The organism is Yunchengibacter salinarum (genome assembly GCF_037658235.1).
GTDB lineage: Bacteria > Pseudomonadota > Alphaproteobacteria > Sphingomonadales > Kordiimonadaceae > Yunchengibacter > Yunchengibacter salinarum.
Map to the genome: position 1 here is coordinate 317,620 of NZ_JBBJLN010000001.1, position 17,129 is coordinate 334,748.

At 64.6% G+C, this 17,129-nt stretch carries 14 protein-coding genes; 7 read left to right on the top strand and 7 right to left on the bottom strand.

Annotated elements, in window-relative coordinates; all coding sequences use genetic code 11:
• The first annotated feature begins 260 nt into the window (after positions 1–260).
• From lptB to ptsN, 4 genes are all read left to right on the top strand, one after another.
• Positions 261–1,070 carry an LPS export ABC transporter ATP-binding protein gene (lptB, locus tag WGH93_RS01490; protein ID WP_374763070.1) on the top strand — a complete coding sequence of 270 codons (810 nt, stop codon included), beginning with the start codon at positions 261–263 and terminating at the stop codon, positions 1,068–1,070.
• Between the two features lie 28 nt (positions 1,071–1,098).
• Positions 1,099–2,721 carry an RNA polymerase factor sigma-54 gene (gene rpoN, locus WGH93_RS01495; protein ID WP_374763071.1) on the top strand — a complete coding sequence of 541 codons (1,623 nt, stop codon included), beginning with the start codon at positions 1,099–1,101 and terminating at the stop codon, positions 2,719–2,721.
• Positions 2,722–3,055: 334 nt separating this feature from the next.
• Positions 3,056–3,652, top strand: coding sequence for a ribosome hibernation-promoting factor, HPF/YfiA family (gene hpf / locus WGH93_RS01500; RefSeq protein WP_374763072.1), 597 nt, complete (start codon positions 3,056–3,058; stop codon positions 3,650–3,652).
• A 181-nt stretch (positions 3,653–3,833) separates the two neighbouring features.
• Entirely contained in the window at positions 3,834–4,295 is a 462-nt protein-coding gene (gene ptsN / locus WGH93_RS01505; RefSeq protein WP_374763073.1) for a PTS IIA-like nitrogen regulatory protein PtsN, read from the top strand.
• 13 nt (positions 4,296–4,308) lie between these two features.
• Here the strand turns inward: ptsN and truA are convergent, their stop codons facing one another.
• The 4 genes from truA to WGH93_RS01525 form a co-directional block, all read right to left on the bottom strand.
• On the bottom strand, positions 4,309–5,076 hold the full coding sequence (gene truA, locus WGH93_RS01510) for a tRNA pseudouridine(38-40) synthase TruA (protein ID WP_374763074.1): 768 nt from the start codon (positions 5,074–5,076) through the stop codon (positions 4,309–4,311).
• 3 nt (positions 5,077–5,079) lie between these two features.
• Positions 5,080–6,012 carry a methionyl-tRNA formyltransferase gene (gene fmt, locus WGH93_RS01515; protein ID WP_374763075.1) on the bottom strand — a complete coding sequence of 311 codons (933 nt, stop codon included), beginning with the start codon at positions 6,010–6,012 and terminating at the stop codon, positions 5,080–5,082.
• A gap of 18 nt (positions 6,013–6,030) precedes the next feature.
• A complete protein-coding gene (gene def / locus WGH93_RS01520; protein ID WP_374763076.1) occupies positions 6,031–6,549 on the bottom strand; it encodes a peptide deformylase in 519 nt (172 codons plus the stop codon).
• Positions 6,550–6,617: 68 nt separating this feature from the next.
• Positions 6,618–7,556, bottom strand: a complete 939-nt coding sequence (locus WGH93_RS01525; RefSeq protein ID WP_374763077.1) for a LysR family transcriptional regulator — start codon at positions 7,554–7,556, stop codon at positions 6,618–6,620.
• 214 nt (positions 7,557–7,770) lie between these two features.
• Here WGH93_RS01525 and WGH93_RS01530 point away from each other — a divergent pair, with 214 nt between their 5' ends.
• Complete coding sequence (locus tag WGH93_RS01530; protein ID WP_374763078.1) at positions 7,771–8,079, top strand: hypothetical protein; 309 nt, start codon at positions 7,771–7,773, stop codon at positions 8,077–8,079.
• Between the two features lie 132 nt (positions 8,080–8,211).
• Here WGH93_RS01530 and WGH93_RS01535 read toward each other — a convergent pair whose 3' ends face one another.
• Genes WGH93_RS01535 through WGH93_RS01545 form a run of 3 tightly spaced genes read right to left on the bottom strand, consistent with a single transcriptional unit; the run spans position 8,212 to position 11,223 of the window.
• Positions 8,212–8,556, bottom strand: a complete 345-nt coding sequence (locus WGH93_RS01535) for a DUF1491 family protein (protein ID WP_374763079.1) — start codon at positions 8,554–8,556, stop codon at positions 8,212–8,214.
• Positions 8,553–8,903 (bottom strand): PilZ domain-containing protein, encoded by a 351-nt coding sequence (locus WGH93_RS01540; protein ID WP_374763080.1) that lies wholly within the window; start codon positions 8,901–8,903, stop codon positions 8,553–8,555. The genes WGH93_RS01535 and WGH93_RS01540 overlap by 4 nt, the downstream gene beginning before the upstream one ends.
• A gap of 4 nt (positions 8,904–8,907) precedes the next feature.
• Positions 8,908–11,223 carry an NADP-dependent malic enzyme gene (locus WGH93_RS01545; protein WP_374763081.1) on the bottom strand — a complete coding sequence of 772 codons (2,316 nt, stop codon included), beginning with the start codon at positions 11,221–11,223 and terminating at the stop codon, positions 8,908–8,910.
• Positions 11,224–11,660: 437 nt separating this feature from the next.
• Here WGH93_RS01545 and mutS point away from each other — a divergent pair, with 437 nt between their 5' ends.
• Together mutS and WGH93_RS01555 are read left to right on the top strand one after the other, a co-directional pair.
• The gene (mutS, locus tag WGH93_RS01550; protein WP_374763216.1) at positions 11,661–14,336 is read left to right on the top strand and encodes a DNA mismatch repair protein MutS; all 2,676 of its coding nucleotides are present in this window, start codon (positions 11,661–11,663) and stop codon (positions 14,334–14,336) included.
• An 8-nt stretch (positions 14,337–14,344) separates the two neighbouring features.
• A complete protein-coding gene (locus WGH93_RS01555; RefSeq protein WP_374763217.1) occupies positions 14,345–17,128 on the top strand; it encodes a [protein-PII] uridylyltransferase in 2,784 nt (927 codons plus the stop codon).
• Position 17,129 lies beyond the last annotated feature (1 nt).

Below are 17,129 nucleotides of genomic sequence, written 5' to 3' on the forward strand. Positions count from 1 at the left end.
CCAAGTACCGGGTGATCACGGCTTGCCAGGATCATGCAGCCGGTGCACGATCAGAAAATGAAAACAGCCCTTGCCGCCCGCCCATCATCTGATAAAGTGACATGCAGGAATTGCGCCAACTTGGTAAGGTTTTAGCAAGGTTTTGCTAAAATTTACTGTAAGTCCTTGATTCATATGCTTTTAGCCGCTGAATCAGGTCCAGCGCCGTAACCAGTATGCCCCGGCGGCCTGCCCGCCGGTGAACAGGACGGACCCGCTGCATGAGCTTGACTTCCGACACCCGCCCGGCCAGCGCCGGCCAACCCGCAAGAGAGACGCCCCAGGGCGTCAAGGACGGGCGCGCGCTGGATGACGGCCTGCATGTGGATGCCATCGCCAAGGCTTATGGCGGGCGCCCTGTCCTGCGGGACGTGACCCTGTCGGTGCATCGCGGCGAGGTGGTGGGCCTTCTGGGCCCCAATGGCGCGGGCAAGACCACCTGTTTCTATTCCATCACCGGCCTGATCGCGCCGGATAGTGGCCGCATCGTGCTGGACGGTCAGGATATCACCGCCCTGCCCATGTATCGCCGGGCGCGGCTGGGCATTGGCTATCTGCCGCAGGAAACCTCCATCTTTCGCGGCATGACGGTGGAAGAGAACATCCGCGCCGTACTGGAAATCGTGGAGACGGATCGGGCGCTGCGCAATGCCATGCTGGATGAACTGCTGGACGAATTTTCCATCACCCATCTGCGCCACACCCCCGCCCTGGCCCTGTCCGGCGGGGAGCGGCGGCGCTGCGAGATCGCCCGCGCGCTTGCGGCCCGGCCCGGCTTTGTGCTGCTGGATGAACCCTTTGCCGGGATTGATCCCATCGCCATCGCCGACATCCGCGAGCTGACCGTTCATCTGAAGGAACGGGGCATCGGCGTGCTGATCACCGACCATAATGTGCGGGAAACACTGGATATCATCGACCGCGCCTCGATCATCTATGACGGCCATGTGCTGTTCGAGGGAACGAGCGACGCGGTTCTCAAGGACCCGGATGTACGGCGGGTCTATCTGGGCGAGGACTTCCGTGTCTGAGCCCGGCGGCGCGTAGGAGGGAAGCGGCATGGCCCTTGGTCCGCGACTGGATATCAAGCAAAGCCAGCAACTGGTGATGACCCCCCAGTTGCAGCAGGCCATCAAGCTGCTGCAACTGAGCAATCTTGAACTGGAAGCCGCCGTATCCGAGGAGGTGGAGCGCAACCCCGTGCTGGAGTTTGGCGAGGGTGAGCCCACTTACGGCGTGGAAAGCGATCGCGGCGAGGGGGGCGGCACTGAGTCCCCGGAAGACCTGTATGAAAGCGGCGGCGACAGTGGCCGGGGGGACAGCGGCGCGGCGGATGACACCGGCGACGGCGGCATGATCGCCAGCGATCGCGGCCTGGACAGCGGCAGCGATACCCAGGCGCTGGGCGAGGCAGCGCTGGATGCCTCCTATGAGAACATCTACAATCATGACAGCGGCAGCGACGCCGCCAACCCGTCGGAAACGGCGGCAGCGGCGGGCGGCTCCGGCAGTCTGGGCTATGACGGCGGCGGCGCCGTCAAGGGCAGCGGCGGGGTGGACAGCGAACGCACCCTAGAAGCCACTCTGGCCGCCGCCACCAATCTGCACGATTATCTGAGCGAACAGATGCAGTTCACCATCACCGATGCGTCGGATCGGCTGCTGGCGGCCCATATCATCGATTCCGTCAGTGATGCGGGCTATATCGACCCGCAGGTGCTGGATGACATTGCCGAGCGCTTGGAGGCCACACCGGCACGGGTGGAAGCGGTGCTGCACCGGTTGCAGACACTGGAGCCCAGCGGCGTGTTCGCCCGCTCGCTGGGGGAATGCCTGGCCCTTCAACTCAAGGAACAGAACCGGCTGGACCCGGCCATGCAGGCGCTTCTGGACAATCTGGGCCTGCTGGCCCGGCGTGATTTTCCGGCACTGAAGCGGCTGTGCGGCGTGGACGGCGAAGATCTGACCGAAATGATGGCGGAAATCCAGGCCCTGAACCCCAAGCCCGGCCATCTGTTCGATACCGGCGAGGCCCAGCCCGTGGTGCCGGACGTGTTCGTGACCAAGGACAAGAAAGGCGCCTGGAAGGTGGAACTGAACGCGGACACCCTGCCCCGCGTGCTGGTCAATTCCAGCTATGTGAGCGAATTGCAGCAAGTGGGCGGCGGCAAGGAGACTCGCAGCTTCGTGTCCGACTGCGTGTCCGGCGCCAACTGGCTGGTCAAGGCGCTGGACCAGCGCGCCCGCACCATATTGAAGGTATCCACCTGCATCATCACCAAGCAGGAAGCCTTTTTCGAACACGGCGTCCACTTCATGAAGCCGATGACGCTGAAGGACGTGGCGGAAGAGATCGACATGCACGAATCCACCGTCTCCCGCGTGACCAGCAACAAATATATGGCCACGCCGCGCGGCATGTTCGAGCTGAAATACTTCTTTTCCTCCGCCATCTCGTCGTCCAGCGGCGGCGATTCGCACTCGGCGGAAGCGGTGAAATTCCGCATCCGGGAACTGGTGGACCGGGAAGACCCGAAAAAGATCCTGTCCGATGACAAGCTGGTGGCGATCCTGAAAGCGGAAGGCATCGATATTGCCCGCCGCACCGTGGCCAAATACCGGGAGGCACAGAACATCCCCTCCTCGGTCCAGCGCCGCCGCCTGAAAAAGACCCGGGCCTGACACCCGCCCCGCACCGGGGCCAGAAAGCGGGCGCGGCCGCACCCGTCGCCGCCTGTCTCATTGTGCACCGCCGTGAAATATTATGCGCCGCAACAAGTCCGCGCCTTTCAAAAAAATGCGCGCCTGAGACCGGTTGTCATTGCCGAGCGGCTGACCATATGTGCTAAAGTAGCCTGTGTCGGCCCACCCGGACACGCGGGTTGCCGGGCCGGCACGCCGGGGCTTGGACGGGTCCCACCCGGATTCGCCTGGCCCCCGGCATTCACGGCGCGGCAGCGCCCGCGTCATACGAACCCGGCGGCACCCAGCCGCCCAGTCAGGGGAAGACGACCTTATGGAAATCAGTGTTGCAGGACGCAAGATGAATGTGGGGGACGCCCTCACCGTCCATGTGGAAGACCGTCTGGACGAGGTGGCGGACAAATATTTCTCCCGCTCGATCGATTCCAACGCCACTTTCACCAAGGAAGGGCACCTGTACCGCACGGATTTGTCCATGCACCCCAATCAGGGCGTCAATCTGCAAAGCCGCGGGGAGGCGGACGACCCCTATGCCGCCTTTGAAATGGCGGCGGAGCGGATTGAAAAGCAGCTACGACGATACAAACGGCGACTCAAGAGCCACAACAATCTGCCCCAGCGGGACGTGGCCCTGGAACTGGCGCGGGAATCCACCATTTCCGCGGACAGCTTCCCGGATGAGGAGCCGATGGAAAACGGCGTGGATGTGGACGCCGACCAGCCCGTTATCATCGCCGAAACGCGCAAGCAGATTCCGCGCGTCAGCGTATCGGACGCGGTGATGCTGATGGATCTGGCCGATGCCACCGCCTTCATGTTCCGCAATGTGAAAACCGATCAACATGAAGTGGTGTATCGCCGGGCGGACGGCCATATCGGCTGGATCAGTCCCGGTCAGTCTGAAGGCTGACCCGCCCGGCACCTGTCGGGCGCGGATGCGGGGCAATTATTCACCCTTGCATTGCCGTAAAAAAATCGGCATGGGTACGCCCGTGCCGGGGGCGGATCGTCCGCCCACTTTGCCGCAGGCATGGTCCAGTAAAGGTAGAAGCCCGCCCCCAATCATAACCGGGTGGCTGAGAGTGAGAGCCATGGAAATCGAGGACCTGCTGACACCGGACAATGTGATCGCCACATTCCGGGCCTCCAGCAAGAAACAGACCCTGCAATCCCTCACCGAAAAACTCGCCAGGAACTACGACCTCAATGCGCGGCGGGTTTTCGATGCGGTGTTGGAACGGGAAAAGCTGGGCAGTACCGGCGTGGGCCGGGGTGTTGCCATCCCCCATGCACGGGTGGATGGGCTGGACAAGATTGTCGGCCTGTTTGCGCGGCTGGAAACTCCGATCGATTTTGACAGCGTGGATGACCAGCCGGTGGATCTGGTGTTTCTGCTGCTGGCGCCGCTGGATGCGGGCGCGGACCACCTGAAAACGCTGGCGCGGGTTTCCCGGCTGCTGCGTGATGCCAAGACCTGTGAAAAGCTGCGCGCCACCACGGATGCGGGTGCGCTCTATGCCATGCTGGCCCAGCCCAGTTCCAGCGTGGCCTGATTGCCTGCGGAATTCAGCCGCTGGTCGGCATGTCCGCCGGATAATCCGCTTTCAGAAAATACAGGCCGTCGGGCGGGGCGTTGAAGCCCAGCGCCCCGCGGTCCCGTGCGGCCAATGCCTTTGCCACGGCTGACACCGGCCACTGACCGCGCCCCACCAGCGCCAGCGTTCCCACCATGGACCGCACCTGATGGTGCAGAAAAGACCGGGCGCCCGTGCGCACCAGCACCTCATCACCCCGGCGGCTCACATCCAGATAGTCCAGCGTTTTCACCGGGCTGTCCGCCTGGCAGGCCACATGGCGGAAGGTAGTGAAGTCGTGCTGGCCGACAAGGGCCTGCGCCGCTTCATGCATGGCGGCCACGTTCAGATCCTGTGGAACGCGCCAGGCCAGGCCCTGATCGAAGGTCAACGGCGCCCGGCGCGTGATGATGCGATAGAGATAATGCCGCTTCCGGCAGGAAAACCGGGCGTGCCAATCCGGCGCCACGGGGGAGACGGCAAGCACCGCGACCGGATGTGGCCGGATAAAATGATTCAGCGCCCCCTGTATGCGATCGGGTGCCATGTCGTCCCGCACAATATCCACATGGGCCACCATGCCACTGGCGTGAACGCCCGCATCCGTGCGCCCGCTGGCCTGCACGGTGATGCTGTCCTGCGGGGCGAAACCGGCCACCGCTTCTTCCAATACCTGCTGAACGCCGAGGCCGTTCTTCTGGCGCTGCCAGCCCACAAAGGGCCTGCCATCATATTCCACATCCAGCCGGTAGCGGGGCATGGTTCACCCCCCCGACCGGCTGAAAACCGCGCCCGGCGACACGGGAAAGCCGCGCAACAGGATGTCGCCATCCATCATCCCCTTGCCGGGGCGCTGGGCGCGGGTGATGCGAAAAGCCCCGTCCCCGCAGGCGACCAGCAGCCCGTCATCCAGCACGGTGCCGGGTGCTGCCCCGGCGCTGGCCGGTTCGACGGTGCCGCCAAGAATCTTCAGCCGGGTATCGTTCACCACGCTCCACGCGCCCGGAAAGGGCGCCAGGCCCCGCACCAGGCGGGATACGGCATCGGCGCTGGCGCTCCAGTCTATGGCGGCTTCGGTCTTGTCAATCTTGGGCGCATAGGTGACACCTTCCTCCGGCTGGGGCCGCCCTGAAACGCTCCCCGCCTGCAAACCGGAAAGCACCGGGCCGATCATGGCCGCGCCCAGCAGCGCCAGCCGGTCATGCAGGTCGCCCGTGGTGTCCTCTTCTCCGATGGGCAGATTCTGACGCGCCAGAATGGGGCCGGTGTCCAGCCCCTTATCCATCTGCATGATGGTGATGCCGGTCATCCGGTCCCCCGCCATCACCGCCCGGTGTATGGGTGCCGCCCCGCGCCAGCGCGGCAAAAGGCTGGCATGAACATTGATGCAGCCCAACCGCGGCGCCTGCAAAACCGCCTTTGGCAGAATCTGGCCGTATGCCACCACCACCGCTGCATCCAGCGCCATATCGGCAAAGTCGGCCTGCACGTCTTTCGATTTCAGGCTGGCGGGGGTAAACACATCGATGCCCGCCGTCTCGGCTTCCCGGTGCACCGGGCTTTTGCTGAGCGCCTTGCCGCGCCCCGCGCGGGCAGGCGGCTGTGTATAGACCGCCGCGATCTCGTGCCCGGCACCGATCAGCGCCTTGAGCGTGGGGACCGCGAAATCGGGCGTGCCCATGAAGGCCAGACGCATGGCGTTTCCCCCAACGGTTCAGAGAACGGCCACATCGCGCGTGAGCTTGGCCACTTTCTTGATGATCATATTGCGCTTCAACCGGGAGAGATAATCAATAAACACCACGCCGTTCAGATGGTCGATCTCATGCTGAACGCATGTGGCTTCCAACCCGTCCAGGGTTTCTTCCACCAGTTTGCCGTCATAGCCGAGATACCGCACCGTAACCTGTGCCGGGCGCTCCACCTCGGCATAATGGTCGGGCACGGACAGGCAGCCTTCGTTATAGCTGCTGCGTTCCCCGGATTCCCAGATCACTTCCGGGTTCACCATGAAACGGGGGCGGGGGTCGGTGGGATCGCCCTCGGTATCCACCACCAGCAGGCGCTTGGGCACGGCCACCTGAATCGCCGCCAGCCCGATGCCGGGGGCGGCGTACATGGTCTCCAGCATGTTGTCCATCAGCCGCCTGAGGTCATCATCCACCTGCCCCACCGGTTCGGAGCGGGTCTTGAGCAGGGGATCGGGTACGGTGATGAGATCCAGTTTTGCCATGATTCTGTGTCCTTGCGCGGCCATGCGCCCTTGTTTCCACGACTAGGTATGGCGAGCAACCGCCCGCGTCAAGCGCGACCGCCACGCGCGGGGAAGATCACCGTCTCGGATGGCCCCCCCGTGAAACTGTCGGCGCTTTCCAGCATCCGATCCCGCAGGAAGTCGAAAACCGCCCGAATACGGGCATTGCGGCGCAGATCACCGTGCGCCGCCAGCCACATTTCCTTTTCCAGCACCCGCACGCCCGGCAGCACACGCACCAGATCATCAGCGGCATCGGCCCGGAAACAGGGATAGGGGCCAATCCCCACGCCCCCTTTCAGCGCGTCCAGCAGGGCGGGAAAGCTGTTCACCTGCAACACCACCCGGTCCCGCACCGGAATGCCCTGATAGACCTGTTCATTGGTCAGGCCCATCAGATCGGCGGTCGGCAGGGCCACATCATGATCCGCCAGATCGGCCAGCCGCTGCGGCGTGCCATTGCGGGCCAGATAATCGCGGCTGGCATAAAAGCCGATGCCCATGCGGCCCACCTGCCGGGCGATCAGGTCCGGCTCGTCCGGGCGGAACAGCCTGATGGCCATGTCCGCCTCCCGCGCCACCAGGTCCGCCGCGGTCATGTCGATCCGCAGGTCAAGCCGGATACCCGGATATTCCCCGCGCAGATCCGCCAGCCAGCGCCCGCTGATGGCGGCGGGGGCGGAGATCGTCACTTTGCCCGTAAGGCTGGCATTGTCCCCGGTGACGACGCGGCTGATGGCGTTCACATCGTCCCGCATATGGCGCACATGATCCAGCAGCCGGGCGCCGGTTTCGGTCAGCGCCAGCCCGCTGCGGGCCCGGCCAAACAGATCGCAGCCCAACACCTCCTCAAGCGCGGCAAGGCGCCGGGACAGGGTGGGCTGGCTCACTTTCATGGCGCGCGCCGCCGCAGAGATCGAGCCTTCATCGGCGATCGCCAGAAAGAAGTTCAGGTCGTTCCAGTTCACACCGCGCCATTCGGTCATGATCGTCTTCCCCCGATAAAAGCCCGGCATCGCCGGATAGCGCCTGGTGGCGCGTTATCTATCCATATATGAATACCATATATCCATAAATTGACGTTTTCAATTCATAAATGGGGGTATAACTTCAGCCTCAGACAGACAGAGACATCAGGCAAACCAATGGGCCATCACCGCATCTCCCCAAAGCCGGTGGGCCCGAAACCGGAGACGAACCATGAAAAAGACCCTTCTCAGCGCCCTCGCCGCCACCGCCCTCATGGTGGCTTCCGCCACCCCCGCCACAGCCGGCGGCCTGGATGTGCGCAGCCTGCGCCTCAATCAGGCAATCGATGGCGGCGTGCAGGCCATGCAACAAGGCCAGTGGGCGAAAGCGGTAACCCGGCTGCAACAAGCCCGGCCCCTCATCAAGGACGCGGATCGCCAGGCCCGTCTGACCGCGCTGATCTGCTTCGCCGATGCCCGCGCGGCCAGCAATGCCGATGTGGAATGCGGCGACACCCCGGTGGCCACGCTGAGCCGCTAAAACCCTCTCGCTTCAAGGTGTGTGTCTCTCCCTGAATACACACGCCCCCCTGAGCGCCGGCCCCATCGGGTCGGCGCTTTTTTCATGACGGCAAAGCGGCATGGCGGCGGGAGCCACCCATGGCGGCCTTGATCAGCGGTCGAATACCACCGGGTCATCCAGAACATGGTCGCCCCTGGGGTCTTCCACCACCAGCACCCACAGGTCCGGGTCCATACGGCGACGCTTCGCGATGCGCTCCGTGATTTCAGCGTCGCTCAGACCGCTTTCCGGCCCCAGCCCCCGCCAGAAGCGGCGCCCGTCCATATCCACGGTCTGTTCCAGCAACAGGCCGACCCCGTTCAGCCGGTCCACATGCAACAGGATGCCGCCGCGTTCCCGGTCCCCCTTGTGCTGGATCACCGCCATCATTCCCTGGCCGTTGCACAGGCGCAAATGGGCATCGATCCACAGCCGTGCGGGAAGCCGACCCATCATGACGGGCTGTCTTCACCCGCATCCGGGGCGGGCGGCGGCACGGTCTCGCTCAGGCCAAGGGCGCTGGCCCGGTCGGCGAACAGGGCGCGGATGCGGGCGGGCGGATCGTCAAAGGCAATGCCCAGTCCGTCGCCCACGCTCCAGCTTACCACGCCGGACAGCGGGGGCCGATCCTCCACCGTCAGGCGCACCGACGCGCCGACCCTCAGGGGCAGGGAACAATCCAGCCGCACACCGCCCAGCGACAGGTTGCGCACCCGGCAAACGCTGTCATGGCCCGCCACATGCACCGTGGCGGGCCAGAGAACGCTGCGGCGGACATGCTGGCGCCGGTTCTCCTCGGCCATGGTTCTACAGGCTCGGTATGGTGTTATGGGCCAGCAGGGACTCCCGCTCCGACTCCAGCGCATGGCTGGTGCTGGCGGCGAAGGCGGCCATGTTCACCAGATCGCTGGCGGACGAGGTCATGCGGGCGATCTGCACCGATTTACCCATGCCCAGCAACAGCGGGCCGATCACCTTGCCATCCCCCAGTTCAGAGAGCAGCTTGTAGCCGATATTGGCCGAATGCAGCGCCGGCATGATCAGCACATTCGCCGGGCCGGACAGGCGCATGAAGGGATACAGCTCCATCAGGCGCTTGTTCAGGGCCACATCGGCCTGCATTTCCCCATCGAATTCGAAATCCACGCCCCGATCCGCCAGAAGCTGGACCGCCTTGCGGGATTCAAGGGTCTTGTCGCTGGGCGGGTTGCCGAAATTGGAAAAGGACAGGAAAGCCACGCGGGGGTCATGGCCCAGCCGCTTGACGAAATAGGCGGCCTGCTCGGCGATATCGGCCAGCTCCTCGCTGTTGGGCCGCTCATTCACCGTGGCATCCGCGATAAAGACCGTGCGGCCCTTGGTGACCACGATGGACATGCCAAAGGGGCGCAGGCCCGGCAGCGGATCGATCACGCGGCGCACATTCTGCAAGCTGCGCCAGAAATGGCGGGTCACGCCGGTGATCATGGCATCCGCATCGCCGGTGGCCACCATGCAGCTTGCGAACACGTTGCGGTCCCGGTTCACCAGCCGCTGCACGTCCCGAAGCAGAAAGCCGCGCCGGTTCAGCCGCTCATAGAGATAATCCACATAATCTTCGCGGCGATCCGTGGTGCTGGCATTCCAGATTTCGAACTCGCCGTCGTCCACACCCATCTCGCGCAGACGCTCACGGATCGGGGCCTCATACCCCACCAGAATCGGCTGGCCATACCCCGCCGTCTTGAAGCTGACGGCGGCCCGCAGCACGCGGTCCTCCTCCGCCTCGGCAAACACCACGCGGCGCGGCTCCCGGTTCTTGAGATCCTCGAACATCACCGACAGGGTGGCCACGGTCGGGTCCAGACGGGCCGACAATTCCTTCTCATAGGCTTCGAAATCATCAATGGTGGTGCGGGCCACGCCACTGTCCATGGCGGCCCGCGCCACCTTGATCGGAATGGCGCGAATCAGCCGCGGATCGAACGGCGCAGGAATGATGTAATCCGCGCCGTAATGGGGCTGCTGCCCGCCATAAGCGGCGGCCACTTCCTCCGGCACCTCCTCCCGCGCCAGTTCGGCCAGGGCGTGGACGGCGGCAATCTTCATTTCTTCATTGATGGTGCGCGCGCGCACGTCCAGCGCGCCCCGGAAAATATAGGGAAAGCCGAGAACATTGTTCACCTGGTTGGGATAATCGGATCGGCCCGTGGCGATGATGGCATCGGGCCGCACCCGCTTCACATCCTCCGGCGCGATTTCCGGGTCAGGGTTGGCCATGGCGAACACGATGGGCTTTTCCCCCATGGAGGTGATCATGTCCTCCGTCAACACGCCCGGCCCGCTCAGCCCGATCACCACATCCGCGCCGCGCATGGCATCTTCCAGCGTGCGCGCATCGGTCTTGATCGCGTGGGCGGACTTCCACTGGTTCATGTTTTCGTCACGGCCCTGATAGATCACGCCCGTGCGGTCCACCATGGTCACATTGTCATGGGGCACGCCCATGGTCTTGATAAGTTCGATACAGGCGATGCAGGCGGCCCCGGCGCCGATGGCCACCACCTTTGTATCCGCAAGCGTGCGCCCGGTCAGGTCCAGCGCATTGATGAAACCGGCGGCGGTGATGATGGCGGTGCCGTGCTGATCGTCATGGAACACCGGAATGTCCATGGCTTCCCGCAGGCGCTGTTCGATGATGAAACATTCGGGCGCACCGATGTCTTCCAGATTGATGCCGCCAAAGCTCGGCCCCAGCAGGCGAACGCAATTGACGAATTCGTCTATGTCCTCGGTGTCCACTTCCAGATCGATGCTGTCCACATCGGCAAAGCGCTTGAACAGAACCGCCTTGCCTTCCATCACCGGCTTGGACGCCTGCGCCCCCAGATTGCCCAGCCCCAGAATGGCGGTGCCGTTGGAAATCACCGCGACCAGATTGCCCTTGGTGGTATAGTCATACGCCAAATCCTTGTCCCGCGCGATTTCCCGCACCGGCACGGCCACCCCCGGCGAATAGGCCAGCGACAGGTCGCGCTGCGTGGCCATCGGCTTGGACGGGACGATTTCCAGCTTGCCCCGACGGCCCGAAGCGTGAAAACGCAGGGCTTCGGCATCGGAAAACTTGGATGTGGTCTTGGACATGATGACCCCTTGTTGTCTTGCGGCGCGCCAACAGGCGGCCTTCCTTTTTCGGCCCGTGGACCGGCCCCCGCGCACGCGCAGGCGGCACGCCCCCGTGACAGCGGCGCCAAGAGCGGCTATGCCTTGACCCCGCCGACCGACGGGCATCCCTTTGAAGATGCCCCACTGGCGAAATACAATGCCCGCCGCGCCCTTTCAATTGAAAGCCGACGGGACAGGGCAGAATTGCTGCGCCGCACCAGCATCCGACGTGCCTCAGGGCACCCTGAGAAGACCCCATGAGTCAGGAACGAGGACCCATGAGCGACCCCGACCCCAAAGCGCCCCACAGCCTGACACACGCACCGCACGGCGCCGTCCCCCACAAGGGGGACAGTGCGACCGGCGGCGGCGGCCGCGACTGGGCCGGGCTTGCCAATGCGCCCGGCACCACGCCCATGATGGCCCAGTTTTTCAATGCCAAGGCGCAGGCGCCGGACAGCCTGTTGTTCTATCGCATGGGCGATTTTTACGAGTTGTTCTTTGAGGATGCGGAAAGGGCCGCGGCGGCGCTGGATATCACGCTGACCAAACGCGGCAAAAATCTGGGCGAGGACGTGCCCATGGCGGGCGTGCCCGTCCATTCGGCGGACATGTATCTGGCCCGGCTGATCCGCCACGGCTTCAAGGTGGCCGTGTGCGAACAGACCGAAGACCCGGCGGAGGCGAAAAAGCGCGGCTCCAAGGCGGTGGTGCGGCGGGAAATCGTGCGCCTGGTCACGCCCGGCACGGTCACGGAAGACAATCTGCTGGAGTCGCGGCGGCACAACTTTCTGGCGGCTCTGGGCCGCGCGGGCGGGGAATTGGCGCTGGCGCTTGCCGACATGACCACGGGCGACTTCTGGCTGGAAGCGACCAGCCCCGAACGGCTGGAAACCGATCTGGCCCGGATCGGGCCGAGTGAGATCGTCATGCCCGATGCCCTGCCGGACGACGATACCCTGACACAGGCCCTGTTCGACTGGCGCGACCGGATCAGCCCCGCACCCGGCGCCCTGTTTGACAGCCGGGCCGGGGAAAGCCGCCTGAAATCCCTGCTGAAGGTGCACACGCTGGACGGGATGGGCCAGTTTTCCCGCGCCGACCTGGCTGCCGCCGGAGGGCTGATCGGCTATCTGGAGGATACCCAGAAAGGCGCCCATGTGCGCCTGAAGGCGCCGCAGAAGCGGGCGGCGGACAGTGTCATGTCCATCGATGCGGCCACCCGCCGCTCGCTGGAACTGACCGTGACCCAGACCGGGGACCGGCGCGGCAGCCTGCTGGCCACGCTGGATCACACCCTGACCGGCGCGGGCGGGCGCCTGCTGGCCGAACGCCTGAACGCCCCGCTTCGGGACCCGGCGGAAATCCGGGAACGGCTGGACAGTGTGGCGAGCTTCCTGGCCAATCCGGGCCTGAGGGAAACCGTGCGCGACCATCTGCGCCGGGCGCCGGATATGGAACGGGCCATGGCCCGCCTGTCGCTGGGCCGGGGGGGGCCACGAGACCTGGCCGCCATCGGTGCCGCGCTGGGCGTGGCCGCGCGGGTCAGTGCCGCCATGGCGGAAAGCGATGCCGCGGTCGCCGCACTGGCCGCACCGCTGAAACGCGCCGCCACCGCGCTGGGCGGGCATCAACCCATGGCCGATCTGATCACCCGCGCCCTGGTGGATGAGCCGCCGGTGCTGCTGCGCGACGGCGGCTTCATCCGACGCGGCTACAGCGATGCACTGGACGAGTTCCGCACCCTGCGGGACGAAAGCCGACGGCTGCTGATGGGGCTGGAAGCCGACTATCGCAAGCTCACCGGCATCGCCAATCTGAAGATCAAGCATAACAATGTGCTGGGCTATCATGTGGATGTGAGCGCCAAACAGGCGGAAAAACTGATGGCGCCGCCCCATGACACCACCTTTATCCACCGTCAGACTCTGGCCAATGCGGTACGGTTTTCCACTACGGACCTGTCAAAGTTGGCTGGCAAGATTTCAGAAGCGGGCGACCGGGCGCTGGCCACCGAGCAAGAGCTGTTCGAAGACCTCTGCCGTCAGGTTCTGGCGGATGCGGACGCCCTGTCGCACGCGGCGCGAGCCCTTGCGGTGGTGGATGTGGCAGCCGGGCTGGCGGCCCTCGCCGCGGAAAAAGGCTATTGCCGCCCGGAAGTGGACGACAGCCAGGCATTCAGTATCGAGGGCGGGCGGCACCCGGTGGTGGAAAATGCCCTTGGCGACGCGGGGGACGGACCCTTCGTGGCCAATGACTGCGATCTGGGCGCCGACCAACGCCTGTGGCTTGTGACCGGGCCGAACATGGCCGGCAAATCCACCTTTCTGCGGCAGAACGCGCTCATTGCCATCATGGCGCAGATGGGCAGCTATGTGCCCGCCGCCAGCGCCCATATCGGCGTGGTGGACCAGTTGTTCAGCCGTGTGGGCGCATCGGACGATCTGGCCCATGGCCGGTCCACCTTCATGGTGGAAATGGTGGAAACCGCCGCCATTCTCAATCAGGCCGGGCCGAAAAGCCTTGTGGTGCTGGACGAGATAGGCCGCGGCACCGCCACTTATGACGGCCTGTCCATCGCCTGGGCCGCGGTGGAAAATCTGCACGACGTGAACCGCTCCCGCGCGCTGTTCGCCACCCATTATCACGAACTGACCGCCCTGAAGGAAACGCTGGACGCGCTGAGCCTGCACGCCATGAAGGTGCGCGAATGGCAGGGGGAGGTGATTTTCCTGCATGAAGTGGGCGAGGGCGCGGCGGATCGATCCTATGGCATTCAGGTGGCCCGGCTGGCCGGGTTGCCGGAAGCGGTGATCGCCCGCGCCCGCACCGTGCTGGACACGCTGGAGAGCAGCGAACGAAACAGCGGCGGCGCGCTGAGCCAGGACCTGCCCCTGTTCCAGAGCCTGCCGGATCGCCGTCATGGCCCGGCCACGCCCGCCACCGACCCGGCGGCGGAAGCGGTGGCGCACAGGCTGCGGTCACTGAACCCCGATACGCTGACACCGCGGGAAGCCCTTGAGCTTCTGTATGAACTGCGCGACTCTGTGGACACCACTGACGGCCATCCGGCAAGGAGCCACCATTCATGACCGCCATCATGCCCCTCGCGCAGATCAAGGACCGCAAGGCCATCATCGACCGCAAGGCGCTGATGGGCCGGGTCGCCGAACTGGCCGAAACCCACCGGGACACGGCGCTGAACCAGGCGATGGTGGCCCTGCTGAAAGAGGCCCACGCAAGCGGCATGGCGGAAATCCGCCAGCGTTTCGAGGCGGGCACCATGGGCGGTCGGCGCACGGCGCGGGCCATCGCCTATCTGACCGACCAGATTCTGCGCGTGGCCTTCGATGTGGTCACGGAACACCTGCACCCGCTGGCCAACCCCACCGCCAGCGAACGCATGGCGCTGGTGGCCGTGGGCGGCTATGGCCGGGGCGAAATGGCCCCCTATTCAGACGTGGACCTGCTGTTTCTGATCCCGCACAAGTCCACCCCCTGGGTGGAGATGGTGGTGGAGACCATGCTCTATCTGCTGTGGGATCTGGGCCTGAAAGTGGGCTATGCCACGCGCACGCCGGAGGAATGCACCCGGCTTGCCCGCACCGACCTGACCATCCGTACCGCGCTGCTGGAATCCCGCTATCTGTGGGGCGATCGATCGCTGTTCGATCAGGCGGCCAAGCGCTTCATACGCCGGGTGGTGGCCCTGACCGGTACGGAGTTCGTGGACCAGAAGCTGGCCGAACGGGACGCCCGCCACGCCCGCATGGGCGATAGCCGCTATGTGGTGGAACCCAACATCAAGGACGGCAAGGGCGGCTTGCGCGACCTTCAGACCATGTGGTGGATCGCCCGCTATCTCTATGGCGGCATCCAGCCCAGCGAAGTGCTGGATCAGGGTGTGCTGACCACGGAAGAATACAACCAGTTCCAGCGCGCCGCCAAATTCCTGTGGACGGTGCGGATCGCGCTGCATTTCGAAGCCGGACGGGCGGAGGAAAGGCTGACTTTCCCCATGCAGCTCGAACTGGCCAAGACCCTTGGCTACACGGACCATCCCGGCGCCAGCGGGGTGGAGCGCTTCATGAAGCACTATTTCCTGGTGGCCAAGCAGGTGGGCGACCTGACCCGCGTATTCTGCGCCGTTCTGGAAGCGCGCCAGAAAAAGACCCTGCTGTCCCGCCTGAGGCGCCGTCGCAAGGTGCAGGGCTTTGCCGTGGAAGGGGAGCGCCTGACCGTATTCAGCCCGGACGACTTCAAGGACAACCCGGCACGGATGATCGCCATTTTCAGGGTTGCCGACGAAAAAGACCTGGACATTCACCCGGATGCGCTCAGGGCCATACAGCAGAATCTGGGGCGCATCACGGATCGCGTGCGCCGGGACCCGCAGGCCAACCGGGATTTCCTGACCGTCCTGACCTCCGCCAAAAACGGCGAGATCAATCTCAGGCGCATGAACGAAGCAGGCGTTCTGGGCCGGTTCATCCCGGATTTCGGGCGCGTGGTGGCGCAGATGCAATATGACATGTACCACCACTATACGGTGGACGAGCACACCATCCGCGCCATCGGCCTGCTGGCCCGGATCGAACGCGGCGAACTGGTGAACGATCATCCGCTGTCCAGCCGGGTGATTTCCAAGATCGCCTCGCGCAGGGTGCTGTATATGGCCGTATTGCTGCACGATATCGCCAAGGGCCGTGGCGGCGACCATTCGGTGATCGGCGCCGAGGTGGCGAAAGACCTCTGCCCCCGTGTGGGCCTGGACCCGGCGGAAACGGAAACCGTGGCCTGGCTGGTGCGCTGGCATCTGGCCATGTCCAACACCGCCTTCAAGCGCGACCTGTCCGACCGCAAGACGATTCAGGATTTCTGCAAGCTGGTGAAAAGCCCGGAACGGCTGCGCCTGCTGCTGGTGCTGACGGTGGTGGACATCCGCGCCGTGGGGCCGGATGTGTGGAACGGCTGGAAGGGGCAATTGCTCCGCGACCTGTATGACGCCGCAGAAGAAGAACTGCTGGTGGGCCACGCCAATGTGGGCCGCACTGAGCGGGTGGCCGCCAAGCAGGCGGAAATGGCCGACGAACTGGCGGACTGGACACCGGACGAGATCGCCCGCCACACCGCCCGCTTTCTGGACAGCTACTGGATCGCCGAGGATGTACCCACCCTGGTGCACAATGCCCAACTGATCCGGGAGGCTGAAAAATCCGGCGTGGAAGTGCAGGTCTCGGAACGGATCGAGCCCAGTATGGACATGACCCAGATTTCCGTTTACGCGGCGGACGCGCCGGGGGTGTTCGCCCGCATATCCGGGGCGCTGGATCTGGCGGGGGCCAGCATCACCGGGGCGCGCATCCACACCACGCGGGACGGCATGGTGATGGACAATTTCATCGTTCAGGCCTTCGACAATACCGCGCTGGACGACAGCCATCAGCTTCGCAAGCTGGACGATGCCGTGGCCAAGGCGCTCAAGGGCAAGCTGAGCCCGCGGGAAAAGCTGATCGCCCGCAATCAGGGCGGCCTGGCGGACAAGGAGGACGCCTTCGAGGTGGAGCCGCAGGTGATCGTGGACAACAAGGCCAGCAACTGGTCCACCGTGATCGAGGTGGACGCCAAGGACCGGCCCGGCCTGCTCTATGACCTAGCCTTCGTGATCTACAAGCTGCGGCTGTCGCTGACCTCGGCGCAGGTGGCCACCTTTGGCGAGCGGGCGGTGGACGTGTTCTATGTGCGGGACCGGGACGGTGCCAAGGTGACCCATCCGGTCCGCATCCGCAATCTGCGCACCAAACTGCTGAAGGCCGTGGCCGGAGAGCCGGTCTTCTCCCGGCGCCGCAAGGTGCGGGACGCGCTCGATCAGGCAGCGCAATAAG

Bases quoted from the DNA above. Each gene is read 5' to 3' on its own strand.
- lptB (WP_374763070.1), top strand. From the start codon at position 261: ATGAGCTTGACTTCCGACACCCGCCCGGCCAGCGCCGGCCAACCCGCA.
- rpoN (WP_374763071.1), top strand. From the start codon at position 1,099: ATGGCCCTTGGTCCGCGACTGGATATCAAGCAAAGCCAGCAACTGGTG.
- hpf (WP_374763072.1), top strand. From the start codon at position 3,056: ATGGAAATCAGTGTTGCAGGACGCAAGATGAATGTGGGGGACGCCCTC.
- ptsN (WP_374763073.1), top strand. From the start codon at position 3,834: ATGGAAATCGAGGACCTGCTGACACCGGACAATGTGATCGCCACATTC.
- truA (WP_374763074.1), bottom strand. From the start codon at position 5,076: ATGCCCCGCTACCGGCTGGATGTGGAATATGATGGCAGGCCCTTTGTG.
- fmt (WP_374763075.1), bottom strand. From the start codon at position 6,012: ATGCGTCTGGCCTTCATGGGCACGCCCGATTTCGCGGTCCCCACGCTC.
- def (WP_374763076.1), bottom strand. From the start codon at position 6,549: ATGGCAAAACTGGATCTCATCACCGTACCCGATCCCCTGCTCAAGACC.
- WGH93_RS01525 (WP_374763077.1), bottom strand. From the start codon at position 7,556: ATGACCGAATGGCGCGGTGTGAACTGGAACGACCTGAACTTCTTTCTG.
- WGH93_RS01530 (WP_374763078.1), top strand. From the start codon at position 7,771: ATGAAAAAGACCCTTCTCAGCGCCCTCGCCGCCACCGCCCTCATGGTG.
- WGH93_RS01535 (WP_374763079.1), bottom strand. From the start codon at position 8,556: ATGATGGGTCGGCTTCCCGCACGGCTGTGGATCGATGCCCATTTGCGC.
- WGH93_RS01540 (WP_374763080.1), bottom strand. From the start codon at position 8,903: ATGGCCGAGGAGAACCGGCGCCAGCATGTCCGCCGCAGCGTTCTCTGG.
- WGH93_RS01545 (WP_374763081.1), bottom strand. From the start codon at position 11,223: ATGTCCAAGACCACATCCAAGTTTTCCGATGCCGAAGCCCTGCGTTTT.
- mutS (WP_374763216.1), top strand. From the start codon at position 11,661: ATGATGGCCCAGTTTTTCAATGCCAAGGCGCAGGCGCCGGACAGCCTG.
- WGH93_RS01555 (WP_374763217.1), top strand. From the start codon at position 14,345: ATGCCCCTCGCGCAGATCAAGGACCGCAAGGCCATCATCGACCGCAAG.